This window comes from Pseudomonas sp. LBUM1672 (genome assembly GCF_059695655.1).
In genome coordinates this window covers 2,224,462-2,239,901 of the sequence record NZ_CP166781.1, presented here as the reverse complement: position 1 = coordinate 2,239,901, position 15,440 = coordinate 2,224,462, and the positions used below count along the sequence as shown (strand labels likewise).

14 protein-coding genes and 1 pseudogene are annotated in these 15,440 nt (G+C 59.9%); 8 read left to right on the top strand and 7 right to left on the bottom strand.

Going from position 1 to position 15,440, the window contains the following annotated elements; genetic code table 11:
* Positions 1-91 precede the first annotated feature (91 nt).
* Positions 92-805 carry a FadR/GntR family transcriptional regulator gene (locus tag ACA053_RS10185; RefSeq protein WP_497316969.1) on the bottom strand — a complete coding sequence of 238 codons (714 nt, stop codon included), beginning with the start codon at positions 803-805 and terminating at the stop codon, positions 92-94.
* Positions 806-1,087: 282 nt separating this feature from the next.
* On the opposite strand from ACA053_RS10185, the gene ACA053_RS10180 reads away from it, so the two are divergent.
* The gene (locus tag ACA053_RS10180) at positions 1,088-2,434 is read left to right on the top strand and encodes an MFS transporter (RefSeq protein ID WP_497395296.1); all 1,347 of its coding nucleotides are present in this window, start codon (positions 1,088-1,090) and stop codon (positions 2,432-2,434) included.
* Positions 2,435-2,458: 24 nt separating this feature from the next.
* A pseudogene (gudD, locus tag ACA053_RS10175) lies at positions 2,459-3,799 on the top strand (glucarate dehydratase); the annotation flags it as partial.
* A gap of 126 nt (positions 3,800-3,925) precedes the next feature.
* On the opposite strand, the gene ACA053_RS10170 reads toward gudD, so the two are convergent.
* Complete coding sequence (locus ACA053_RS10170; protein WP_109629230.1) at positions 3,926-4,798, bottom strand: LysR family transcriptional regulator; 873 nt, start codon at positions 4,796-4,798, stop codon at positions 3,926-3,928.
* A 160-nt stretch (positions 4,799-4,958) separates the two neighbouring features.
* Between ACA053_RS10170 and ampC the strand changes: the two genes are divergently transcribed.
* A complete protein-coding gene (gene ampC, locus ACA053_RS10165) occupies positions 4,959-6,125 on the top strand; it encodes a class C beta-lactamase (protein WP_497316962.1) in 1,167 nt (388 codons plus the stop codon).
* Positions 6,126-6,202: 77 nt separating this feature from the next.
* Here the strand turns inward: ampC and ACA053_RS10160 are convergent, their stop codons facing one another.
* Positions 6,203-6,580, bottom strand: a complete 378-nt coding sequence (locus ACA053_RS10160) for a DUF6124 family protein (RefSeq protein ID WP_497316960.1) — start codon at positions 6,578-6,580, stop codon at positions 6,203-6,205.
* A 228-nt stretch (positions 6,581-6,808) separates the two neighbouring features.
* On the opposite strand from ACA053_RS10160, the gene ACA053_RS10155 reads away from it, so the two are divergent.
* Entirely contained in the window at positions 6,809-6,955 is a 147-nt protein-coding gene (locus ACA053_RS10155; RefSeq protein ID WP_497316958.1) for an autotransporter outer membrane beta-barrel domain-containing protein, read from the top strand.
* A gap of 158 nt (positions 6,956-7,113) precedes the next feature.
* Here the strand turns inward: ACA053_RS10155 and ACA053_RS10150 are convergent, their stop codons facing one another.
* On the bottom strand, positions 7,114-7,677 hold the full coding sequence (locus ACA053_RS10150; RefSeq protein WP_497316956.1) for a DUF4174 domain-containing protein: 564 nt from the start codon (positions 7,675-7,677) through the stop codon (positions 7,114-7,116).
* Between the two features lie 181 nt (positions 7,678-7,858).
* On the opposite strand from ACA053_RS10150, the gene ACA053_RS10145 reads away from it, so the two are divergent.
* On the top strand, positions 7,859-8,227 hold the full coding sequence (locus ACA053_RS10145) for a VOC family protein (protein ID WP_497395294.1): 369 nt from the start codon (positions 7,859-7,861) through the stop codon (positions 8,225-8,227).
* A gap of 19 nt (positions 8,228-8,246) precedes the next feature.
* Here the strand turns inward: ACA053_RS10145 and ACA053_RS10140 are convergent, their stop codons facing one another.
* Positions 8,247-9,032 (bottom strand): sulfite exporter TauE/SafE family protein, encoded by a 786-nt coding sequence (locus ACA053_RS10140; protein WP_497395292.1) that lies wholly within the window; start codon positions 9,030-9,032, stop codon positions 8,247-8,249.
* 255 nt (positions 9,033-9,287) lie between these two features.
* Complete coding sequence (locus tag ACA053_RS10135) at positions 9,288-10,037, bottom strand: hypothetical protein (RefSeq protein WP_497316951.1); 750 nt, start codon at positions 10,035-10,037, stop codon at positions 9,288-9,290.
* 250 nt (positions 10,038-10,287) lie between these two features.
* Here ACA053_RS10135 and ACA053_RS10130 point away from each other — a divergent pair, with 250 nt between their 5' ends.
* From ACA053_RS10130 to ACA053_RS10120, 3 genes are all read left to right on the top strand, one after another.
* Positions 10,288-11,436, top strand: a complete 1,149-nt coding sequence (locus ACA053_RS10130) for an aldose epimerase family protein (RefSeq protein ID WP_497395290.1) — start codon at positions 10,288-10,290, stop codon at positions 11,434-11,436.
* A 262-nt stretch (positions 11,437-11,698) separates the two neighbouring features.
* On the top strand, positions 11,699-12,520 hold the full coding sequence (locus ACA053_RS10125) for an aldo/keto reductase (RefSeq protein WP_497395288.1): 822 nt from the start codon (positions 11,699-11,701) through the stop codon (positions 12,518-12,520).
* A gap of 30 nt (positions 12,521-12,550) precedes the next feature.
* Positions 12,551-13,021 carry a DUF1810 domain-containing protein gene (locus tag ACA053_RS10120; RefSeq protein ID WP_109629212.1) on the top strand — a complete coding sequence of 157 codons (471 nt, stop codon included), beginning with the start codon at positions 12,551-12,553 and terminating at the stop codon, positions 13,019-13,021.
* On the opposite strand, the gene ACA053_RS10115 is transcribed toward ACA053_RS10120, so the two are convergent.
* The gene (locus ACA053_RS10115) at positions 12,986-15,346 is read right to left on the bottom strand and encodes a DNA polymerase II (protein WP_497316945.1); all 2,361 of its coding nucleotides are present in this window, start codon (positions 15,344-15,346) and stop codon (positions 12,986-12,988) included. The two genes, ACA053_RS10120 and ACA053_RS10115, sit on opposite strands and share 36 nt — an antisense overlap.
* Between the last annotated feature and the right edge of the window lie 94 nt (positions 15,347-15,440).

Here is a 15,440-nt window from a genome sequence, read left to right as displayed (position 1 = left end):
ACGCACCTCACTGATGAGGTCCAGCAAATCTGGGCCGTACTCGTTGGAAGCAGGCGCGCGAATGGCGTGCTATCGAGTAGACAAACGGTCGTCAGGCACCGGCCGAAAACCGGTCGCGGCTGTTGGTCAAGTGCAGCCACATGGCGGCGCGCGCAGCGTCCGGGTCTTGCCGTTTGATCGCGTTGAGAATCGCCTCGTGCTCGAGGTTGGCCAGTTGCCCGAGCTTGCTCAGATCCGCGACGCCACGCTCGGCGGCGTTGACCCGGGTCCGCGGAATCATGGCGCTGCCCAGATGCTGCATGATTTCGGTGAAGCACACGTTGCCGGTGGCTTCGGCGATCAGCAGGTGGAAGCGCTTGTCGGCCTCGACGCAGCTGTCGTTGTTGGCGAGCAAACTTTGATAGTCATCGAGCGCTTCGCGCATCTGCATCAACTGCTGCTCGGTGCGACGGCTAGCCGCCAGTGCGGCGGCCTGGGTTTCCAGGCCCATGCGCAACTCCAGAATGCTGCGTACCCCCAGCGCGGTATCGACATTCAATCGCAGCCCCTGCTCCGGTGCGCGCTCCAGCACAAAGGTGCCGATGCCGTGACGGGTTTCCACCAGGCCTGATGCCTGCAACTTCGAGATCGCCTCACGCACCACCGTGCGACTGACCCCGTGCTCCTGAACAATCGTGTTCTCCGACGGCAGCTTGTCTCCCGGCAACATCTGCCCGAGCAAGATGCTCTGGCTCAGCTTGGCCACCAGGTCATGAGCGAGGTTGTGGGTGCGCTTGCGCGCGGGCGCGTCGAGGTCTTCTTGCATGGCGATCATCCGGAAGCTGGGCTAACGGAATCGTAGCACTGCGCTTGGCTGGAATCCCCAAGAAATCAACCCGGCACTTGTATGACAACACTCAACAAGTGGACGTAAATGGCCTTCCAGAAGATCAGACGAAACCGCAAAAAGAATAAGAAATCGGCGTTAAAGCGCCACTTAGCTGGACAGCAGTGCTTGCAAGACGAAAAAACCTAGTTGTATGATGTCTATCGACACCGCAACATCCAGCTACACCCCGCATAAAAATAATCAGTGGGAGAAAACCAAGTGAATACATCCGTATCCGGGATGCACGAGGGCGCCGATTCGGTCCTGAAGTCCGCCATCTCGAAAGTGAAACGCCATGTCCTGCCGCTGTTCGTCATCATGTTCATCGTCAACTACATTGACCGCGTGAACATCGGCTTCGTCCGCGCCCACATGGAACAGGACCTGGGCATCGGCGCTGCCGCCTACGGCCTCGGTGCCGGCCTGTTCTTCATCGGTTACGCGTTGTTCGAAGTCCCCTCCAACATGCTTCTGCAAAAAGTCGGCGCCCGCATCTGGCTGACCCGCATCATGCTGACCTGGGGCCTGGTCGCCGCCGGCATGGCATTCATCCAGAACGAAACCCACTTCTACATCCTGCGATTCCTGTTGGGCGTGGCGGAAGCCGGGTTCTTTCCCGGGGTGATTTATTACTTCACACGCTGGTTGCCTGGCGTCGAGCGCGGCAAGGCGATTGCCATTTTCCTCAGCGGTTCGGCCATTGCTTCGCTGATTTCCGGCCCGCTGTCCGGGTTGCTGTTGCAGATCAGCGGGTTCGGCATGCACGGCTGGCAATGGATGTATTTCATCGAGGGGATGTTCTCAGTCGGGCTCTGCGTGTTCGTATGGTTCTGGCTGGATTCCAAACCCCACGACGCCAAATGGCTGACCCGTGCCGAGCAAGATGCGCTGGTCAAAGCCATCGATGACGAACAACTGGCCCGGGAAGCGGCGACACCGATCAAGCCGTCGCTGGGCACGCTGCTCAAGGATCGCCAGATCATCCTGTTCTGCCTGATCTACTTCTTCATCCAGCTGACCATTTATGCCGCGACCTTCTGGCTGCCGAGCATCATCAAGAAGATGGGCGACCTCAGCGACATTCAGGTCGGGCTGTTCAACTCGATCCCGTGGCTGCTCTCGATCGTCGGCATGTACGCCTTCGCTTCGCTGTCGGCCAAATGGAAACACCAGCAAGCCTGGGTCGCCGCTGCACTGCTGATCGCGGCAGCCGGGATGTTCATGTCCACCACCGGCGGGCCGATCTTTGCCTTCGTGGCGATTTGCTTCGCGGCGCTGGGTTTCAAGTCCGCGTCGTCGCTGTTCTGGCCGATCCCTCAGGCTTATCTGGATGCGCGGATCGCGGCGGGTGTGATCGCGTTGATCAACTCGGTGGGCAACCTCGGCGGCTTCGTTGCGCCGACCACCTTCGGCCTGCTTGAAGAACACACCGGCTCCATTCAGGGCGGGCTGTATGGCCTGGCCGCGACGTCGATCATCGCCGCGATCATCGTCTTCGCCGCACGCAACACACCGAAAACCGCACCTGTCGTTGCCTTGGGCAAACCAGCGCCCAATCACGCCTGAATCTCTGTTTTGAAGGACAAGACCATGAACCCACAAGACATCGCCAAAGCCCCGATCATCACCAGCATGCAGGTGGTGCCGGTGGCCGGTCATGACGGCATGCTGCTCAATCTGAGCGGCGCCCACGGCCCGTTTTTCACCCGCAACATCGTGATCCTCAAGGACAACGCCGGGCACACCGGGGTCGGCGAAGTACCGGGCGGCGAGCGCATTCGCCAGACGCTGGAAGACGCACGTTCGCTGGTGGTCGGCAGTCCGATCGGCACTTATCAGAAGATCCTCAATCAGGTGCGCCAGACCTTCGCCGACCGCGATGCCGGCGGTCGCGGCTTGCAGACCTTCGACCTGCGCATCACCATTCACGCGGTCACGGGCCTGGAAGCCGCCCTCCTCGACCTGCTCGGCCAGCATCTGGACGTGCCGGTCGCCGCCCTGCTTGGCGAAGGCCAGCAGCGCGACGAAGTGAAGATGCTCGGTTATCTGTTTTATGTCGGTGACCGCAATGAAACCGACCTGGCTTATCGCAGCGAAGCGGACGCCGACAACGACTGGTTCCGCGTGCGCCACGAGAAAGCCATGAGCGCCGACGCCGTGGTGCGCCTGGCCGAGGCCGCGCACGCTCGCTACGGCTTCAAGGACTTCAAACTCAAGGGCGGCGTGCTCAGTGGCGACGAAGAAATCGAAGCCGTCACCGCGCTGGCCGAACGCTTCCCGGACGCACGAATCACCCTCGATCCGAATGGTGCGTGGTCACTCAAGGAAGCCATCCGCCTGTGCCGTGATCAGCATCGCGTGCTCGCCTACGCTGAAGATCCGTGCGGGGCGGAAAACGGTTATTCGGGTCGTGAAGTCATGGCCGAGTTCCGCCGTGCCACGGGCCTGAAAACCGCGACCAACATGATCGCCACCGACTGGCGGGAAATGGGCCACGCGATCCAGCTGCAATCGGTGGACATCCCGCTGGCCGACCCGCATTTCTGGACCATGCAGGGTTCGGTTCGCGTGGCGCAGATGTGCCACGAATGGGGCCTGACCTGGGGCTCGCATTCCAACAACCATTTCGATATTTCCCTGGCGATGTTCACCCATGTCGCCGCGGCCGCGCCGGGTGATATCACCGCCATCGACACGCACTGGATCTGGCAGGACGGCCAGCGCCTGACCAGGGCTCCGCTGCAAATTGTCGGTGGTTGCGTGCAGGTGCCGAAGAAACCGGGGCTGGGGGTTGAGCTGGATCTGGATCAACTGGCCAAGGCCCATGAGTTGTACAAAGGCATGGGACTGGGCGCGCGGGATGACAGCGTGGCGATGCAGTTTCTGATTCCGGGATGGCAGTTCGATAACAAGCGGCCGTGCCTGGTGCGCAAAATCCTTCGAAACACCTCATTCTCTGTGGGAGCGGGCTTGCCCGCGATGAGGGACTGACATTCAACATTGATGTTGACTGACAGGCCGCCATCGCGGGCAAGCCCGCTCCCACAGGTTTTTGTATCAGCCCGAAGCTTGCAGCAGCCACTCCTTGAACATCGTCATCGCCGACGTTTCAGGGCGCGACTGCAAACGAGTCAGCCAATAACTGCCGGTGGTGATGCCGATGTCGAACGGTTGCTCGATCGCACCTGCTGCCAGTTGCCGGGCAAACATCAGTGGGGGCGCCAAGGCGATGCCGGCGCCCTGTAGGGCGGCTTCCATCATGGCCAGCGAAGAGTCGAAGACAATGCTTTTCGGCGCCGGCGTATTGGCTGGCAACCCGGCAGCCAGAAACCATTCGGGCCACTCATCCGTGCGGTAGGAACGCAACAGCGTCTGCTTGAGCAGATCGGCAGGTTCTTGCAACTGCCCGGCTATTTCCGGAACGCAGAGCACCGACAACGGCGCCTCAATCAGTTTTAGCGCTTCGATCCCGTGCCAGGCGCCGGCGCCAAATCGGATGGCGTAATCCAGCCCTTCGGCGGCCACGTCCACCCGGTTGTTGTTGGTCGACAGGCGCAAATCTATGAACGGATGTTTCGACTGGAAGTCCGCCAGTCGCGGCAACAGCCAACCCACCGCAAACGTTCCCACCGCGCCCACCGTCAACACTTCACGAAAATGCCCCCCTTCGAAACGCTCAAGGGTTTCGGCAATCCGGTCGAAAGACTCGCGCAATACCGGCAGCAAGGTTTCACCCTCACTGGTCATCATCAGGCCGCGGGGCAAGCGTTTGAACAGCGTCACGTTAAGCTGGGCTTCAAGGCTTTTGACTTGATGACTGACCGCCGCTGGCGTGACGAACAACTCCACCGCCGCCCGAGTGAAGCTCAAATGGCGCGCGGAAGCCTCGAAGGCGCGCAATGCATTCAGCGGCAGATGAGGACGAATCATGTCCACTCCCAAATTTTTCTAATGGCTAACCCGAAATATCGTCGTTTGTCGATTGTCGCCCGACTGCCTAGATTTGGCGCGCCCGTTAGCCGTCCGGTTTTCAATCCGTTCGGAGTGTAGCGGTTAAAGTAATGGCAACTCATGGAGAGTGGTTCCAATCATGTACAAATTTCATCTGCCAAGATTGGCGTCCTTCAGCGCTTTCGCCCTGTTGCTCAGTGCAAGTCACTGTATGGCCGCCACAAAATCCGACGATCAACTCGACGCCCTGGTAAAAGCCGCCATCGGGCCGGTCATGCAGCAACAGAATATTCCCGGCGTAGCCGTCGCGATCACCCTGAATGGCCAGCAGCATTACTTTAACTACGGCGTGGCGTCGAAAGAGGACGGCAAACCGGTCAGCCAAGACACCCTGTTCGAAATTGGTTCGGTGAGTAAAACCTTCGCCACGACGTTGGCAGCTTATGCCCAGGCCAGCGGCAAGCTGTCTTTGTCTGACCGGGCCAGCCAGGTGTGGCCTGACTTGCGAGGCAGTGCGTTCGACACTATCAGCGTGTTGCAACTCGCCACCTACACCGCTGGCGGGCTGCCGCTGCAGTTCCCTGACGAGGCCGATCGCCCAGACAAAATGCTGGCCTATTTCAAACAGTGGAAACCGGTGTATGCCGCGGGCACCCACCGCCAGTATTCAAACCCCAGCCTTGGGCTGTCCGGTTATCTGGCGGCCAAAAGCATGGGCCAGCCGTTTGATGAGTTGATGGAAAAAACCCTGCTACCGAAACTCGGCCTCAAGCACACCTACCTCAAAGTGCCGCAGGATCAGATGGGGCTTTATGCCCAGGGTTACGGCAAGGATGGCAGTCCGGTGCGGGTGAGCCCGGGCGCACTGGATTCGGAGGCCTATGGCGTAAAAACCAGCGCGGCGGATTTGCTTCGTTATGTTGAAGCGAACCTGAAACCGGCGACGCTGGAGAAGCCATTGCAGCAAGCGATCGCCCTGACTCACAGCGGGTACTACACCGTGGGCAAGATGACGCAGGGGTTGGGATGGGAGCACTACCACTATCCGGCCAGCCTCGATACGTTGCTGAATGGCAACTCGACGGAGATGGCGATGGAGGCGCATAAAGTCCAGTGGCTGAACCCGCCGCAACCTGCGCAAGACGCGGCATGGTTCAACAAGACCGGGTCGACGGGTGGTTTCGGGGCTTATGTCGCGTTCGTGCCTTCGGAAGATATCGGTATCGTTATTCTTGCGAACAAGAATTACCCGAACTCGGAGCGAATAAAGCTGGCTCACAACATACTGAGTGCCCTGACCGAATAACCCACGCCACAGGGGTCAATGCTGGCAATAAAAATGGGCGACCTCTTGAGGTCGCCCATTGTCGTTACTGCGTCAGCTCAATGCCGGGTCGGCGTCTGAGGGTCAGGCACATCGTTCCTCGGATCAAGGTTGTCCCGAACCTGATTCACCATCAACTCCGCAATCCCTGTCAGTTGCTGAATCGCCCCCAACATCGCTCGGTTCGAGCCATCCAGCTTGTCGGCAAAATTCATAATCACGGCATTCAGCGAAGCAAGGGTCTCGCAGGCCTGATGCAAGAGGGTGATGGTGTCGACGCCCGGGGCAACTGACAAGATTTGGTTGATCGGGACGGAACGCCTTGGCTTGCGCACGCGAATGCTGGTGCCGTGCCCGGTCGTTTCTCCCAGCCTGACGAGCTTCAGGTGACTGGCATCGGTTGGGCGTTGCGGATCATTCTTGCCGAACTTCTTCATAGACGAGGCTCCTTTCTGGCCATTGGTTTTTTCGTCCCTGGATCCCTCAGTGTTGCGGATTCCCACGTCCGACCGCGATTTGTGCGGTGGCTGACGAAGGCTAACGGCGCGCTCTGACAGAAACCAGTTCATGAAGTCCGACAGGACTTGCAGGAAATTTCCGAGACCAATGAAACCAAGACATCTCCGCGCCGAACACGCTTTTTTTTGTAGCAACTGCCGAGCAGCTTGCCGGGCTCACGGGCCGAGGTGGGGGGTGGCGTCAGGGTGACGGCGGCTGAAACACACAACTTCTTCGCCGAAGCGGGCTATACCAAAGGCAACGATATCGAACAGTCTTGGGCAGTGACGGTCGGCTATCGCTACACCTGGTAACGACATCAACCCTGTGGGAGCGGGCTTGCTCGCGAAGAGGCCGGCACATTCAACATTGATATCGATTGAACTGACGCCTTCGCGAGCAAGCCCGCTCCCACAAGGGGTTGGCGGCGCGCACAAAGACCGGGCCGGTTTCCACAGGAGTCAGTGGGTGTTCAATCGTCCGGCATTTCAGGGGGCTTGGCCGGTTTCGCCGGTTTACCCGGTTTTGCGCCCTTGGCGCCTTTGGCGGCCGGTTCGGCGACGACGGGCGTTGCGACTGTCGGCGGCGCGGCTTCTTTCTCGGTCGCCGGCAGGGCGTCGATGGTGTCGAAGATTTTCTTCAGATCGACCGACCTTGATTCATCCCCCGAACTCTCGAACTTCTTCTCGCCGTCCTTGCCCACCAGAATGACTTTGGGCAGCGCCCCCGCGCCGAGTTTCAGCGAGCGGATCAGTGCCATGGTGTCTTGTTGGCCAAGGTCCTTGCCGTCCAGTTGACCGAACATGTTCAGCACGGTGTACACCCTGATGTTGCGCTGGGCGACACCGTCCTTGTTGGCCGGATCACTCAGCGACTTTTTCAGGCCCGTCCAGACCGGGTCAACCGTGCTGGGAGCAATCACAATCAGTGGTCGGGCCCTGCCCTTGTCTATGTCCAGCGGTGAGCCGTCTTCGGCGGCGAGCAAGGGGCCGGCGAAAGCCAGCAAGGTAGTCAGGGTCAAAGACCTGATGAGCATGCGCATCTCCTTTTGATATCCACGCTCTAATGATTGCGCATCGCGGCGATCGTTCCGGGTGACGCACCGCAATTGTGTTCCGCCTTGACCCAAGCTTAGGTCAGGGCGGTCATTGCGCAACAGGCTGAGCTAATCTCATCACTCATAACGATCCACCTGATCCGCCGTGAGGACACCCGCCATGAGCGCTCAGTTAAACCACACCATTGTCTGGTGCCGAGACAAGCAGATCTCGGCCCATTACCTCGCCGAGATCCTCGGCCTGCCCGCTCCCGAGCCGTTCGGGCCGATGCTGGTCGTCAAGTTCGACAATGGTGTTTTGCTGGATTTCTACGACAACGACCCGCCCATCGCTTCCCAGCACTATGCGTTTTTGATCGGCGGTGAGGATTTCGATGCGGCCTTCGCACGCCTGCAAGCGCGCAAGCAACCCTGGTGGGCTGATCCCGGCAAGCAACGGCCGTACGAGATCAACGATTACGGCGGTGGCCGGCGGGTTTATTTCGATGACCCGGACGGGCATCTGCTGGAGATTCTCACACGGCCCTGATGCGGCAAGCCGTGCCGGCTCAGAACGCCAGTTTGTAGCCGATCAGCACCAGCATCGTGGCCAGGCACGGACGCAGCACTTCGTCAGAGATGCGACCGGTCAAGTGACTGCCCAGGTAAATCCCCGGCAGCGAACCGATCAGCAAGTAACCCAGCACATGCCAATCCATGTTGCCCATGCTCGCGTGGCCCAGGCCGGCGACCAGGGTCAGGGGCACGGCGTGGGCGATTTCCGTGCCGACGAGGCGGCGCGTCGGCAGCAGCGGATAGAGGATGAACAGCGCCACGGTGCCGAGGGCGCCGGCTCCAATCGAGGTCAGCGCAACCATGGTGCCCAGCACCAGACCGGTGATGACCGTCAGAAAATTCAGGCGCGAACCGCTGGGGTTGTACTGGCCGCCCGCCCGTTTGTGGGCGAAGTCGAGCAGGCGTTTCTTGAAGAAAATCGCCAGTGCCGTGGCAAACAGTACGAAGCCGAGCGCCTGTTTGATGACGGCGTTCATCGCATCGGGTGAAGTCTGCAAACTGCTGAGGAACCACAGCGTCAGCGCCACCGCCGGCACACTGCCGAGAGTAAGCCAACCGGTAATCGCCCAGTCGATGTTGTTGTTCTTGCGATGGACCAGCACACCGCTGGATTTGGTAATGGCCGCGTACAACAAGTCGGTGCCCACCGCCGTGGCCGGATTGATCCCGAACCACAACAGAATCGGGGTCATCAACGACCCACCGCCCACGCCAGTCATGCCGACGATAAAGCCGACGACCAATCCTGCAACCACCAACCCGAAGTTAACGAAATCCATTAACACGCCCGCAAAAAAAGCATGAAAAAACTGGCCCGCAGCATAGCGATTTTTCTTATAACCACTTATATCGATGCGGACTATCGTTATTCCACAACACTCGATGAGTCAGGTGTACTCAATTCCCTGTGGGAGCGGGCTTGCTCGCGAAAGCGGACTGTCAGCCAACAATTTTGTTGAATGTTCGACCGCATTCGCGAGCAAGCCCGCTCCCACAAGGGGATCTGCTGTGTCAGTGAGTGCGGTGGGGTTGATTTACTGCACCGGCAAGAAATTCAAGAACAGCAAGCTCTGGGCGTAGTTCAGACCGATCCGCCGGTAGCGCTCGTCCAGCATCTGCGTCAGCAGGTCCAGCCGCGCGACGATCTTGCCGAACTCCACGGCAAAACTGAGGTTGCTTCCCTCCTCCGAAATTTCGTTGGAGAACAACAAAGGCTCACCCTTCTTGTTTTGCCGCTGGCTCAGGATCCAGGTGGCTTTCTCGATATTTCGCGCAGCGTTGTTGACGAAGGTCGGGTTGATCGCATCGGTCATGTAGAACTCGAGGCGATTGCCGTGGGCCGTGACCAACATGCTGCCGATGGCGTAGATGAAGGCACCGACCCGGTCGCCGAGAAACTCCGGGCTCATGGCATAACTTAGCGCGGCGAGGTCTTTCTTGCCCCCGAGGGTTGGCAGCGGCTGTTGTTGTTCGATGGCCAGACGTACTTGCTTGCCTGCGGTGCGGGCGTCGAGGAAGCCGGATTTTTTCAACTCGTCCGGGTTGCGCAGGTAGAGCTTGCTCATCAGCAAGTAAAGGCTGTCGAGGTTGTCGCGCATCGCCAGGGTCGCCATGCGGTCGACGCTGGTCTGGAGGAATTCCTGGGGGCTGCCTTCACGGAACTGGCTGACGAAGTCGCTGCCCTGTTGCTGGCTGCAACCGCTGGCGAAGAGCATCGACAGGCTGGCCAGCAGCAGGCATTGGCGACGGATTGATGAAGTGAAACAGGGTAAAACTCGAGCCATGGGTGCTTGAACTTGGGCATTGGCCGGCGGTGGGGATCGCCGCAGGCTGGCCAAGGATAGAGCCGCCAAAGCTGAAAAAGTGCAGTGCCGATGGTCCGTAAACCTTGGCGCCCAGAACGATTACCATCACATTAGTCATACTTTTTAATTGCAACACGTTGCACATAAGCTATAAATCCTTCCTTGATCGCCTGTCAAACCGATCATTAGTATGACTACATACCAAAAACAACAAGAAGGAAGGTCAACCATGCTGCAATCCCGACACCTGCTCTCCGGCCTCGGACTGTCCCTGATGATCGCCACCCTCACCGCTCAAGCGGCTGGCCTGTCCAGCGAACACAAAGCCTTCGGCAAGACCAACGACGGCACCCCCGTCGAGCAATACGTCTTGCGCAACAGCCATGGCCTGCAAGCCACGGTCATCACCTACGGCGGCATCTTGCAGTCGCTGAAAGTACCGGACAAAAACGGCAAGCTCGACGATGTGGTGCTGGGTTTTGACGACGTTCAGGGCTATCAGAGCGGCACCGCGTACTTTGGCGCGACCATCGGGCGTTTCGGCAATCGCCTGGCCAACGGCGCGTTCGAACTGGACGGCAAACGCTATCAGGTGCCGCTCAACGACGGCTCCAACTCGCTGCACGGCGGCCCGCAAGGGTTTGACAAACACGTGTGGAAAGCCCAGCCGAGCAAAGGCAAGGATTCGGTGGGCGTAACCCTGACATATCTGTCGGCGGACGGTGAAATGGGCTTCCCCGGCAACCTCAAAACCGAGGTCACCTACAGCCTCACCGAGAACAATGAGTTGCGCATCGACTACAAGGCCAGCACCGATAAACCGACCGTGCTGAACCTGACCAACCACAGCTACTTCAACCTCGCCGGCGCCGGCAACGGGGATGTGCTGAAACAGCTCGTCACCCTGCATTCGACCCACTACACGCCGGTCACCGCCAAGCTGATTCCGACCGGCGAACTGGCTCCGGTCGCCGGTACGCCGATGGACTTCACGCAGCCCACCGCCATTGGTAAAAACATCAAGGCCGATCACCCGCAACTGAAATTCGCCGAGCCCAAACAAGGCGGTTTCGATTTCAACTGGGTCCTGGACGCCAAGGGTGACGTTGGCAAACTGGCCGCCGATGTCAGTGATCCGCAATCGGGGCGCCGCTTGCAGCTCTACACCAGCGAACCCGGCGTGCAGTTCTACACCAGCAACTTCCTCGATGGCACGGTCAAGGGCAAGGGTGGCAAGGTTTATCCGCATTGGGGCGCGTTCACGCTGGAGACTCAGCACTATCCCGACTCGCCAAACCAGCCGAACTTCCCGTCCACGCGACTCGACCCGGGTAAAACCTATACCCAGAGCACCGTGCTGAAGTTTTCGGCTAACTAAACCTCCGGCATCACTCGATGCAGCTTCCGAGCCTGCCCCACCTGTGGGAGCGGGCTTGTGTGGCGAGGGGATTTATCCCCGTTCGGCTGCGAAGCAGTCGTCAAACCTGCAAGCGCTTTACGTCAGAAGGAATGTAGGGGGCCGCTTCGCAGCCCAACGGGGATAAATCCCCTCGCCACAGGGCAGCTACACATCTACGGAACCACCGGGCTATTCTGCTGCCAACCAGAGAGCACTTATCGATTGGAAAAAGGAGGTTTTCATGCGGACCCTCGAATTGGCCGGCGTCAACGTACCGGTCATCGGCCAAGGCACCTGGCGCATGGGCGAAGATCCCTCGCAATACAGCAAGGAAGTCGCCGCGCTGCGTCTGGGCATCGAGTTGGGCATGACCCTGATCGACACCGCCGAGATGTATGCCGAAGGCGGCGCCGAGGAAGTGGTGGGTGAAGCCATCGCCGGTCTGCGCGACAAGGTCTTTCTGGTCAGCAAGGTCTACCCGCACAACGCCAGCCGCAAAGGCATCCCCCAGGCCTGCGAACGCAGCCTGCGCCGTCTGAATACCGACTACATCGATCTATACCTGCTGCACTGGCGCGGCCAGTATCCGCTCGCGGAAACTGTCGAAGCCTTCGAACGCCTGCGTGAAGAAGGCAAGATCGGCCGTTGGGGCGTGTCCAACTTCGACGTAGACGATCTGCAGGAATTGAACTCGCCGGCCTGCGCCACCAACCAGGTGCTGTACAACCTGGAAGAGCGCGGCATCGAATTTGACCTGTTGCCCTGGTGCCAACAGCATCGGCAGCCGTTGATGGCATACTGTCCTATCGGTCAGGGAGGAACGATGCTGGCTCATACGGCGCTCAAGCAGATCGCCACCCATCACGCCGTGACGCCGGCTCAAGTAGCACTGGCATGGATTCTGCGACAAAGAGACGTGATCGCCATCCCCAAGGCGGTCAGACATGAACATGTGCAACTGAATGCGCAGGCCGCGCAATTGCGGCTCGAAGACGAGGACCTGAAGGCGCTGGACCACGCGTTTCACGCGCCACAACGCAAGCACCGGTTGGCCATGGTCTAAGCCATCGCGGTACTGTCAGAGGGCTTCTGCATGAGAAGCACTGATCAGCTCGACGACTTCAATTTGCCACGCTTTGTGCAAGCGCAAGACCCGGTGTTCGAGTGGGTCCAGGAAGAGTTGAAAGCCGGCCGCAAGCGCCGGCACTGGATGTGGTTCGTCTTTCCGCAATTCGCCGGACTGGGCGGTAGCGAGATGTCCCGACATTATGCAATCCGTTCCCGCGAAGAAGCCGCGGCCTACCTTGAACATCCAAAGCTGGGCGCCCGCCTGCGAACCTGCACGCAATTGGTCCTGGACAGCAAACAGCGCACGATTACCGAGATTTTCGGACATCCCGACAACCTCAAGTTTCACTCGTCGATGACCCTGTTCGCCCAGATCGCCCCCAAAGGCAGCGTGTTCCATAAGGCACTGGATCAGTATTTCCACGGCATACGGGATGACTGGACGCTGCAGCTGCTGGACTCAAAACAGGCCCAGTTGCCCACCAATCAAGGTTGAGAAGTCGTCGTCCACGAAGGGCAGAATTGCATCCGCCACCGGCTGCAATTGCCGGGTGACGTAATGGTCGTAGTCGATGGGCGCGCTGCGAATCTCCAGCGGCTCGGGTCCGGCGACGCTGATCACGTAGCTGATCCAGCCGCCGTTCTGGTATTGCCGGGGGCGGCCCTGCTGATCGTTGTAGTCATCGGCGATCCGCGCTGCGCGAACGTGGGGCGGCACGTTACGCTCATAATCGTCCAGGGTACGGCGCAGGCGCTTGCGATAGATCAGGCGGTCGTCGAACTCGCCGGCCAGGGTTTTGCGCACGTAGTCGCGCACATAATCCTGATACGGCTGGCGATGGAAAATCCGCGAGTACAGCTCCTGCTGGAATTGCCGGGCCAACGGCGACCAGTCGGTGCGCACGGTTTCCAGGCCCTTGTAGACCATTTCGTCAGTGCCATCGGCGCGGGTGACCAGCCCTGCGTAACGCTTCTTGCTGCCCTCCTCGGCGCCGCGAATGGTCGGCATCAGAAAGCGTTTGTAGTGGGTCTCGAACTGCAACTCCAAGGCACTTTCCAGACCGTATTCCTGCCGCACATGCTTACGCCACCAGTGGTTGACGTGGTCCACCAGCGCGCGGCCGATCTGCGCGGCTTCTTCCTGGCCATGAGCACGACGCAGCCAGACGAAGGTCGAGTCGGTGTCGCCGTAAATCACCGTGTGCCCCTGTGCTTCGATCAATTGCCGGGTGCGCAGCATGATCTCGTGGCCACGCAAGGTGATGGACGAGGCCAGTCGCGTATCGAAGAAGCGGCAGCCGCTGGAACCGAGCACGCCATAGAAGGCGTTCATGATGATCTTCAGCGCTTGCGACAGCGGCGCGTTGTGTTCGCGCTTGGCGGTCTCGCGGCCTTCGGCCACCCGGGCGACGATCGACGGCAGGCAGTGCCGGGTCCTGGAAAAACGCGCGCCACGGAAACCCGGTACGGACTCGCTGTCATCGGGATGCTGCAAGCCTTCGATCAGCCCGACCGGGTCGATCAGGAAGGTGCGGATGATCGACGGATAGAGACTTTTGTAGTCGAGCACCAGCACCGACTCGTACAGACCCGGTTGCGAGTCCATGACAAAACCGCCGGGGCTGGCCTGCGCAGGCTTGTTCCCTAGGTTCGGCGCCACGAAACCCTGGCGGTGCATCAGCGGCATGTACAGGTGCGTGAACGCCGCCACCGAACCGCCGCTGCGGTCCGCCGGCAAACCGGTGACACTGGCGCGTTCCAGCAGGAACGTCAGCAATTCGGTCTTGGCGAAAATCCGGGTTACCAGCTCGCAGTCCTTGAGGTTGTACGTGGCGAGTGCCGGTTTGTCCTCGGCGAACATGCGATTGATTTCGTCCATGCGCTGGTACGGCGTGCTGATCGCCTTGCCCTCGCCGAGCAGGGTTTGCGCGACGTTTTCGAGGCTGAACGAGGGGAAGCTCCAGGTCGCCGAGCGCAGGGACTCGATGCCGTCGATGATCAACCGGCCGGCGGCCGAGGCGAAGTAATGGTTGCGACTGCCGTGCTCGCGCCACTGCATTTCTTCACCGCCACGCCCCAGTTTCAGCGGGACGCCCAGCTGTCGGGCGTGCTGGTGCAGCACCCGCAAGTCGAACTGCACGACATTCCAGCCGATGATCGCGTCGGGGTCATGGCGGGCGAACCACTCGTTGAGCTTTTTCAGCAGCACGGTGCGGGAGTCGCAGTAATCGAGCTGGAAATCCACCGCGCTGTCGTCGCCATTCGGCGGGCCAAGCATGTAGACCTGGCGCTCGCCGCAGCCTTCCAGGGCGATGGAATACAACTCGCCCTGAGCGGTGGTTTCGATGTCCAGGGACACCAGCCGGAGGTTGGGCCGGTAGGCGGGAGCCGGTTTCATCTGTGCGTCGAGCAGCAGACCGTCGTCGCCTGGCGTGCCGCCGAACAGCACGGGTGCGGTAATGAAGCGCTCCATCATGTAGCGTTCCGGCGGGCGCACGTCGGCCTCGAACATCTCGACGCCTGCTTTGCGCAGCGCGGTTTCCAGGCGCATCAACTGACCGTGTTGCTGGCAATACAGGCCGAGTACCGGGCGGTGCTCGAAGTCCTGAAGGGCCAATGGCTTTAGCTCGACATTTTTTTCGCCGCGCAAAACGGCTTCGGCCTGCTCGCGCTGGACAGCCGGGATGAACGCCACCGACGGTTGATGAGGCAGACGGATACGCTGGGGACCGGTGTCCGTCGCCAGCCAGAACTCGACGTGCGTACCGGCCGGGGTGTCGCGCCAATGCCGGGTCAGGACGAAACCCTGCTGTAAATCCACCACTGCAACCTCAAGATTTGATTCAGGCGGCAATTCTACGCGTCATTGCGGGGGATAGCCCCATCTCGAAGCTGATGCAATCCCTGTAGGAGCG

Coding starts and splice junctions, on each gene's coding strand:
- ACA053_RS10185 (WP_497316969.1), bottom strand. CDS start 805: ATGCAAGAAGACCTCGACGCGCCCGCGCGCAAGCGCACCCACAACCTC.
- ACA053_RS10170 (WP_109629230.1), bottom strand. CDS start 4,798: ATGATTCGTCCTCATCTGCCGCTGAATGCATTGCGCGCCTTCGAGGCT.
- ampC (WP_497316962.1), top strand. CDS start 4,959: ATGTACAAATTTCATCTGCCAAGATTGGCGTCCTTCAGCGCTTTCGCC.
- ACA053_RS10160 (WP_497316960.1), bottom strand. CDS start 6,580: ATGAAGAAGTTCGGCAAGAATGATCCGCAACGCCCAACCGATGCCAGT.
- ACA053_RS10150 (WP_497316956.1), bottom strand. CDS start 7,677: ATGCTCATCAGGTCTTTGACCCTGACTACCTTGCTGGCTTTCGCCGGC.
- ACA053_RS10145 (WP_497395294.1), top strand. CDS start 7,859: ATGAGCGCTCAGTTAAACCACACCATTGTCTGGTGCCGAGACAAGCAG.
- ACA053_RS10140 (WP_497395292.1), bottom strand. CDS start 9,032: ATGGATTTCGTTAACTTCGGGTTGGTGGTTGCAGGATTGGTCGTCGGC.
- ACA053_RS10135 (WP_497316951.1), bottom strand. CDS start 10,037: ATGGCTCGAGTTTTACCCTGTTTCACTTCATCAATCCGTCGCCAATGC.
- ACA053_RS10130 (WP_497395290.1), top strand. CDS start 10,288: ATGCTGCAATCCCGACACCTGCTCTCCGGCCTCGGACTGTCCCTGATG.
- ACA053_RS10125 (WP_497395288.1), top strand. CDS start 11,699: ATGCGGACCCTCGAATTGGCCGGCGTCAACGTACCGGTCATCGGCCAA.
- ACA053_RS10120 (WP_109629212.1), top strand. CDS start 12,551: ATGAGAAGCACTGATCAGCTCGACGACTTCAATTTGCCACGCTTTGTG.